8 protein-coding genes are annotated in these 7,209 nt (G+C 49.4%); all 8 read left to right on the top strand.

Annotated elements, in window-relative coordinates; translation table 11 throughout:
• Positions 1-354 precede the first annotated feature (354 nt).
• Positions 355-891, top strand: coding sequence for a 50S ribosomal protein L25/general stress protein Ctc (locus tag Q0236_RS07345; RefSeq protein WP_177388523.1), 537 nt, complete (start codon positions 355-357; stop codon positions 889-891).
• A gap of 8 nt (positions 892-899) precedes the next feature.
• Positions 900-1,457, top strand: a complete 558-nt coding sequence (pth, locus tag Q0236_RS07340; RefSeq protein WP_291938222.1) for an aminoacyl-tRNA hydrolase — start codon at positions 900-902, stop codon at positions 1,455-1,457.
• Complete coding sequence (locus tag Q0236_RS07335; RefSeq protein WP_297916517.1) at positions 1,454-2,500, top strand: LptF/LptG family permease; 1,047 nt, start codon at positions 1,454-1,456, stop codon at positions 2,498-2,500. The genes pth and Q0236_RS07335 overlap by 4 nt, the downstream gene beginning before the upstream one ends.
• 45 nt (positions 2,501-2,545) lie before the next feature.
• A complete protein-coding gene (lysA, locus tag Q0236_RS07330) occupies positions 2,546-3,913 on the top strand; it encodes a diaminopimelate decarboxylase (RefSeq protein ID WP_297916515.1) in 1,368 nt (455 codons plus the stop codon).
• Entirely contained in the window at positions 3,910-4,347 is a 438-nt protein-coding gene (locus Q0236_RS07325; protein ID WP_297916512.1) for a hypothetical protein, read from the top strand. The genes lysA and Q0236_RS07325 overlap by 4 nt, the downstream gene beginning before the upstream one ends.
• A complete protein-coding gene (gene pheA, locus Q0236_RS07320; protein ID WP_297916520.1) occupies positions 4,331-5,407 on the top strand; it encodes a prephenate dehydratase in 1,077 nt (358 codons plus the stop codon). The genes Q0236_RS07325 and pheA overlap by 17 nt, the downstream gene beginning before the upstream one ends.
• A complete protein-coding gene (hisC, locus tag Q0236_RS07315; RefSeq protein WP_297916510.1) occupies positions 5,407-6,516 on the top strand; it encodes a histidinol-phosphate transaminase in 1,110 nt (369 codons plus the stop codon). Before pheA ends, hisC begins: the two co-directional genes overlap by 1 nt.
• A partial coding sequence (locus tag Q0236_RS07310; protein WP_297916508.1) for a 1-deoxy-D-xylulose-5-phosphate synthase N-terminal domain-containing protein occupies positions 6,506-7,209 on the top strand: 704 nt, incomplete at its 3' end. The genes hisC and Q0236_RS07310, both read left to right, overlap by 11 nt.

Genomic DNA, 7,209 nt, shown 5'->3' with positions numbered 1-7,209 from the left:
ATCAAAAACGTCGATCTTGCCAAAAAAAGGGATTTGGCAGCAGAATCGGGAGAGAGCGCCGAAGAGATGCTCGCCGGCGAAGTCGTACAACTAAAAGAGATCCGCTGAGCCATCAAATTTTAAAATTCTAAATTTTACAACTTAAATTTTAAAGAATTCTGCCTGCCGTTAGGCGGGCGGAATTTAATTCGTCTATCCTCTTGTGTGGAAGTATGTCGTGCCTGAAATATTTAGCGTAAATTTAATCGGCTAAATTCCGTGCGGCTTTACTTCTAAATTTCATCGCGGCGCTTAAATAGATTTAAAGCAACATTTAGCTATTATCACGCTTCATTTTTTCACAAAGGAAACCTAATGTTAGAAGGTATCGTTAGAGATAGTATCGGTAAAAGGGCTTCAAAATCCCTAAAACGAGATGGTTATCTAATCGCTAATATTTATGCGAAAGGATTTGAAAATATTAACGCAGCGTTTAAAGTAAACGACTTTATCAAAGCTATGCGCGCAAAAGAAGATCTTCCTTTCGAGGTTAGCGTGGGCGGTAAGACATATCGCGTCATAGTGCAAGAATACCAAAAGCACCCCGTCACAAACACCCTAACTCACGTAGATTTGCGAGTAGTTCAGGATGACGTCGTAAGCAAATATTTAGTGCCGGTTAAGGTAACTGGCGTCGCTAAAGGCTTAAAAAACAAAGGTATTTTGGTGCAATCCAAGCGCCGTATCGCCGTAAAATGCGCAGGCAAAGATCTACCAAACGATTTTACGCTCGATGTGAGCGATCTTGACGTAGGCGATTCACTTTTGATCCGAGACATTCCGGTAAAAGAGGGCGTCAGCATCATTCTAGACGGCTCGGTAGCGGTAGTCGGAGTTACTTCGGCTAAATAGGGGCGCCTATGATACTGATCGCAGGACTTGGGAATCCTGCTCAGAAATACGCAGACACCAGACACAATGTCGGTTTTATGCTAATCGACGAAATTTTAAAGACGGGCGGCTTTAGCGAGCTCGGCTCGTCTAAATTTCAAGGCGAGCTCTTTAAAAAGGGCTCGCTTCTTCTTTTAAAACCCCAAACTTTTATGAACTTAAGCGGCAACTCCGTAAAGGCGGTGAACGATTTTTATAAGCCCGAGCGCATCATTGTAGTGCACGACGATATAGATTTGGATCTAGGCGCCGTTAAATTTAAAAAAGGCGGCAGTAGCGGCGGGCACAACGGCATCAAATCGATCGATGCGCTAATCGGTGCGGATTACGAGCGCGTGCGTATCGGCGTGGGTAAAAAACAGCAGGGGCAGGATGCGGCAAATTTCGTGCTCGGAAATTTTAACGAAAGCGAGCGCGAGAAGCTGAGCGAGATTTTACCCTACGTCGCGCGCGCAGTAGAGGAGCTCATTTGCTCGGATATAGAGCAGATCGCGCAAAAATTTACGATTAAAAAGGCTAGGGTGTGAAGTTATACGTAAAATACGCGGCTCTTTCCTATCTGAAGTATTTTTTTATCCTTCTAATAGCCCTTGAGTGCTTTTACGTAGGCATCGATGTGCTTACCAATCTCAAAGATTTTCCCTCAAGCGCGAATACCGCTCTTTTGTATATCGCTCTAACCGCAGCGGTCGCGCTTAGTTACACGCTGCCGCTAAGTCTTATTTTTGCGCTTATTTTGATGGGCTTTAATATGATCCGTAGCAACGAGCTGGTGAGCTTTTATGCGCTTGGAGTTAGCAAAAACGCGCTGATAATCCCTCCATTTTTGATCGCACTTGCGATTACTGCAGGCTTTATAGCTTTAAATTCCACCCCGTTTGCATACGCATTAAAATTTCAAAAGAATTTAACCGATTTATCGCCTACGGGAGGAGATATGTTTTTGAAATTTGAGGGTAAATATATCTACATCAAAGCTCTAAACGGCAAAAACGCAAATGATATAACGATCTTTGATGTGGGTGATAACTCCGTTGCTTCACGCTCGCATGCAAGCTCTGGCGAATACGCAGGTAAAATTTGGCATCTGCGCGACGTAAATACTACTACTTTACCAGCGCAGCTTAAACTTGGAGGAAGTGGATTAAAAAGTAAGCTTAGCGCGCAGAGCGAGGCGCTTAAGGGCTTTGATCCAAGCTCAATTGCAAGCGTTTATGATACGAGTAATGTATATTCGATCAGGGATGCTCTGCGTTCGATCCGCACCTTTTCGCATCAAGGCGTGAATATCTCCACTATAAAAGCAAGTTTTTATAATATGATATTTTTTCCGTTATTTGCGCCTTTAGCGGTATTGGTGCTGTATTATTACCTGCCCGTTACGGGGCGATTTTTTAATCTCGCGCTGCTAAGTTTTGGATTTTTTATCGCTACGCTATGCGCTTGGGGCGTGCTTTTCGTGTTAATTAGGTTTTCTCTCAACGGCGTCATCATCCCAGAACTTGGTATTATCGTGCCCATAACAGCGTTATTAGGCTTTGCAGCATTTTTGGTTTTTAAGCATCGTTAAGCCTTGATTTGTTAGAATGGCGCAAAATTTATCGGTGGAAATTCTATGGATTATTCAAGCTTAGCCCGCAAATACGGCACCCCTTTATACGTTTACGATTTTAACGAGATACAAAAGAATTTCATAGCGCTCAAAGAGGCCTTCGCAGCGCGCAAGTCGCTCGTCTGCTTCGCGATTAAAGCAAGCTCGAATTTGAGCATTTTAAAATTTCTATCAGATCTGGGTAGTGGCTTTGACTGCGTCAGCATCGGCGAGCTGCGCCGCGCTCTGTATATCGGCGCAAAGAGCTATAAGATCATATTTTCAGGCGTCGGCAAGCAAGATGGCGAGCTCGAGTTTGCGCTTCAATCGGACATCTTGCTGATAAATTTAGAAAGCGAAGCCGAGATGCTGCGCCTGGAGCGGATCGCGCAAAAGCTAAATAAGCCCGCTCGCATCAGCATCCGCGTAAATCCGAACGTTGATGCCAAGACCCACCCCTACATATCCACAGGGCTTAGCGAAAACAAATTCGGCGTCAGCATCGAGACCGCGCGCAAAATGTATATCTACGCCAAAAAGAGCAAATTTTTAAATCCCGTCGGCATCCACTTTCACATCGGCAGCCAACTTACGGACATTTCTCCGATCTGCGACGCGGCAAAGATCGTAAGCGATCTGCTGCGCGAGCTACGAGCCCTTGAGATCGATATAAAATTTTTCGACGTGGGCGGCGGCATCGGCATCCGCTACGAGGATGAAAAACAGATCGTGCTCTACGACTACGCGCAGGGGATTTTGCGCAGCCTAAGCGGGCTAGACGTCACGATCGTGTGCGAGCCGGGGCGCTTCATCGCGGGGGCTGCGGGCGTCTTCCTTACCCGCGTGCTTTACGAAAAACAAAACTGCGGCAAGCGCTTCGTCATCGTTGACGGCGCGATGAACGATCTCATACGCCCGAGCCTCTACGGCGCGCACCATAAAATCGAGCTTGTAAGCGAGCGCAATTCCGACTGCGAAAGCTGCGCGAGCCAAAGCGACACCGAGAATTCTACGGCGCAGAATTCCACGCCGCAAAACGGCGTTTCACAAAGCTTGCAAGGAAATTTTGCGCCACAGAATTCCTCTAATCTAAGCTCCGCCGTGGATAATTCTGCGCCGCAAAGCTCCGCAGAGAGCTTAAGCCTCTGCGACGTCGTGGGCCCGATATGCGAAAGCGGCGACTTCCTAGCCAAAGGCGTTGTTTTGCCGCCGCTGAGAAATGGCGATCTGCTCGCGATCAAAAGCGCCGGCGCCTACGGCTTTTCGATGTCGAGCAACTACAACACCCGCGCTCGCGCTGCCGAGATCGCGGTTTACGACGGGCAGGACCGCCTGATTAGAAAGCGCGAGAGCTTTGATGATCTAATCGCGCTCGAAAAGGATTTGATATGATCCGCGCGGCGAGCCGTCTAAAACGGGGCGCGATCTTAAATTTCAAATCCGAGCGCGCAGCGGCTTTAAATTTCAATGCCGTGGCGAGCGCGGCCCTAAATTTTAAACGCACCGTCGCTTTAAATTCGAAGCCTGAACGCGCCGTCGCTTTAAATTTCAAATCCGAACAAAATACGCCTCTAAATTTAACGCCAGAACAAAGCCCCGCTTTAAATTTTAATCTCGGCTCTTTAAATTTAAGATCTCGTCGCGACGAATTTTATCGCGCCTTCTTAGCGTGCGGAAGTTGCGGCGCGGTAATCGCAAGTGATGAAATTCTAAGATCGCGCGGCAAGAATTTCAAAGCGCAAAGCAGCAAGAGCGGCGGCGCGAAATTTCTAAAACCGAAATTTAGGGGCGAGCAGAAGGAGGGTTGTGATGCAAAACATCGATGATCTGCGCGTTTGTATCGACAGGCTGGATGATGAAATTTTGCGCCTTATCGACGAGCGCATGGGGTTTGTCAAAAAGATCGGCGAGCTGAAGCAGACCGCTGGCAGCGCGATCTATCGCCCGGAGCGCGAGCGCTCGATCATCAGCAGGCTGGACGGCGGAAAGGCGCGAAATTTAAGCAAAGAGGCGATCGAGGCGATATTTTTTGAAATTTTCTCGGTTTCGCGAAATTTAGAAAAGCCGCAGATCGTCGCGTTTTTAGGGCCTTTCGGCACCTATTCGCACCAAGCCGCCAAGAGCCGCTTCGGCGCGGTAAGCTCCTATCTGCCGCTCTCAAACATCGAGGCGGTCTTTAAGGAGCTTGATAGCGGCGAGGCCAAATACGGCGTCGTGCCGATCGAAAATAACACCGAAGGCGCGGTGGGAGCGACGCTTGATTGCTTGCGAAAATACGAGGGCGTCAAGATCGTCGCCGAAATTTATATGGATATCCACCACTGCTTTGCGAGCCACTGCGACGACGTAAGCACGGTGGATCAGATATTCTCGCATCCGCAAGGATACAATCAGTGCCTTAAATTTTTAGACGATCACGGCCTTAGCGGCGTTAAATTTACCGCGACCAAATCGACTGCGCTTGCGGCGCAGATGGCAGCCGCCACGCCGCACTCCGCCGCGATCTGTTCTAAGATTGCCGCCGATCTTTACGGCGTGCCGATGATGTTTCAAAAGATCGAGGACAACTCCACCAACCGCACCCGCTTTTTCGTGCTAAGCGACTTTAAAAACCAAAAGAGCGACCGCAACAAAACGAGCATTCTAGCCAAAACCGACGACCGCCCGGGCGGGCTCGTGGACTTTTTGCAGATGTTTCGCAACGAGGGGATAAATTTAACCAAGCTCGAAAGCCGCCCGGTTAAGCTTAGAGATTTTAAAAGCGTCTTTTATATCGATTTTGAGGGGCATGTGGATGACGAACGCGTGGCGCGCGTGCTGCAAAACGCGCAGAAAAACGGCCACGAAATCACCTGGCTGGGAAGCTACGTAAACGGGGAGGAGTGATGAAATTTAACGAATTTGTAGAAAATCTAAGCAATTATGAAGCGGGCAAGCCGATCGAGCTTGCGGTGCGGGAGTTTGGTATCCGCAAGCAGGACGTGCTAAAGCTTGCCAGCAATGAAAATCCATTCGGCACGAGCGAGGCGGTGCAGGAGGCGATCGCGCAGAACGCGGCACGCGCGCATCTATACCCCGATGATTCGATGTATGAGCTAAAAGGCGCGCTCGCCTCGAAATTCGGCGTAGAGCCGCAAAATATCATCATCGGCGCGGGCAGCGATCAGATCATCGAGTTTGCGCTGCACGCCAAGCTCAATTCGCGCCGCGCGATACTGCAAGCGGGCGTCACTTTCGCGATGTACGGCATCTACGCAAGTCACTGCGAGGCTAAAGTTTACAAAACAAATGCGCAGGAGCACGATCTGGCCGAGCTTTTAAAAATTTATAACGCGCACAGGGATGAAATTTCGGTCGTCTTTTTGTGCGTGCCGAACAACCCGCTGGGCGAGTGCTTGGATGCGGAGGCGGTGTATAAGTTCGCTCGAAGCGTGGATGAGGATACGCTTTTGGTGATCGATGCTGCATACAACGAGTTTGCGGCGTTTAAAGACGAGCGCAAGAGGCTTGATCCTAAGCTTTTAATTCAAAATTTTAAAAACGTGCTCTATCTAGGCACCTTCTCGAAGGTTTACGGCCTGGGCGGTATGCGCGTAGGCTACGGCATCGCGCCGCGCGCGATCATAAGCGCGCTTTATAAGCTGCGCCCGCCCTTTAACATCACGACGCTTAGCCTCGCAGCGGCGATTGCGGCGCTAAAAGACGAGGCTTTCGTGCAAAAGAGCCTGCAAAACAACGCCGCGCAGATGAGCCGCTTCGAGGATTTTGCGCGCGAGCGAAATTTAGAATTTATCCCTAGCTACGCAAATTTCATCACGTTCAAACTTAGCCCGTCGCTAGATAGTAGCGAGCTTTGCGAGCAGCTTCTGCGCCGCGGCATCATCATTCGAAATTTAAAAAGCTACGGGCTAAACGCCGTACGTATCACGATCGGCACGCCTGAGCAAAACGATCGCGTCTTGGGCGCTCTGGGAGAAATTTTAAGTGGATATTAAAAATAAAAGCCTAGAGGAGCTACGGGAGCTCTGCGCACAGATCAGAGCGCGCATCATCGAAGTCGTGAGTAAAAACGGCGGCCATCTAAGCTCAAACATGGGCGCGGTCGAGCTCATCGTGGCGATGCACTACGTATTCGACGCCGAGAGCGATCCGTTTATCTTCGATGTGAGCCACCAAAGCTACGCGCACAAGCTTCTAACGGACCGCTGGGAGGAGTTCGGCTCGCTTAGGCAGTTCGGCGGTATCAGCGGCTATACGAAGCCTAGCGAGAGCAAATTTGATTACTTCGTCGCAGGACACGCCTCGACGTCGATCTCTTTAGCCGTAGGCGCGGCAAAAGCGATAAACCTAAAGCGCGAAGATCGCGTGCCGGTCGTACTCATCGGCGACGGCTCGATGAGCGGCGGCATGACCTATGAGGCGATGAACGAGCTCGGCGATCTGCGGCTGCCCTGCATCATCATCCTAAACGATAATAAAATGAGTATCAGTAAGCCCATCGGTGCCTTTAGCAAATACCTAAGCCAAGCGATGGCGGGCGAGACCTATCAAAAATTTAAATCCCACGTAAGAGAGCTGCTCTCGCACGCTCCGCAAAGCGCTACATACATGGCAAAGCGCTTTGAAAATTCCTTAAAGCTCATTATCCCGGGGATGTATTTTGAGGAGCTTGGGCTTGATTACATCGG

It is taken from the genome of uncultured Campylobacter sp. (assembly GCF_938031315.1).
Lineage (GTDB): Bacteria > Campylobacterota > Campylobacteria > Campylobacterales > Campylobacteraceae > Campylobacter_B.
Note: the sequence above shows the minus strand (reverse complement) of the source record. Positions and strands in the feature narration are given on the sequence as shown.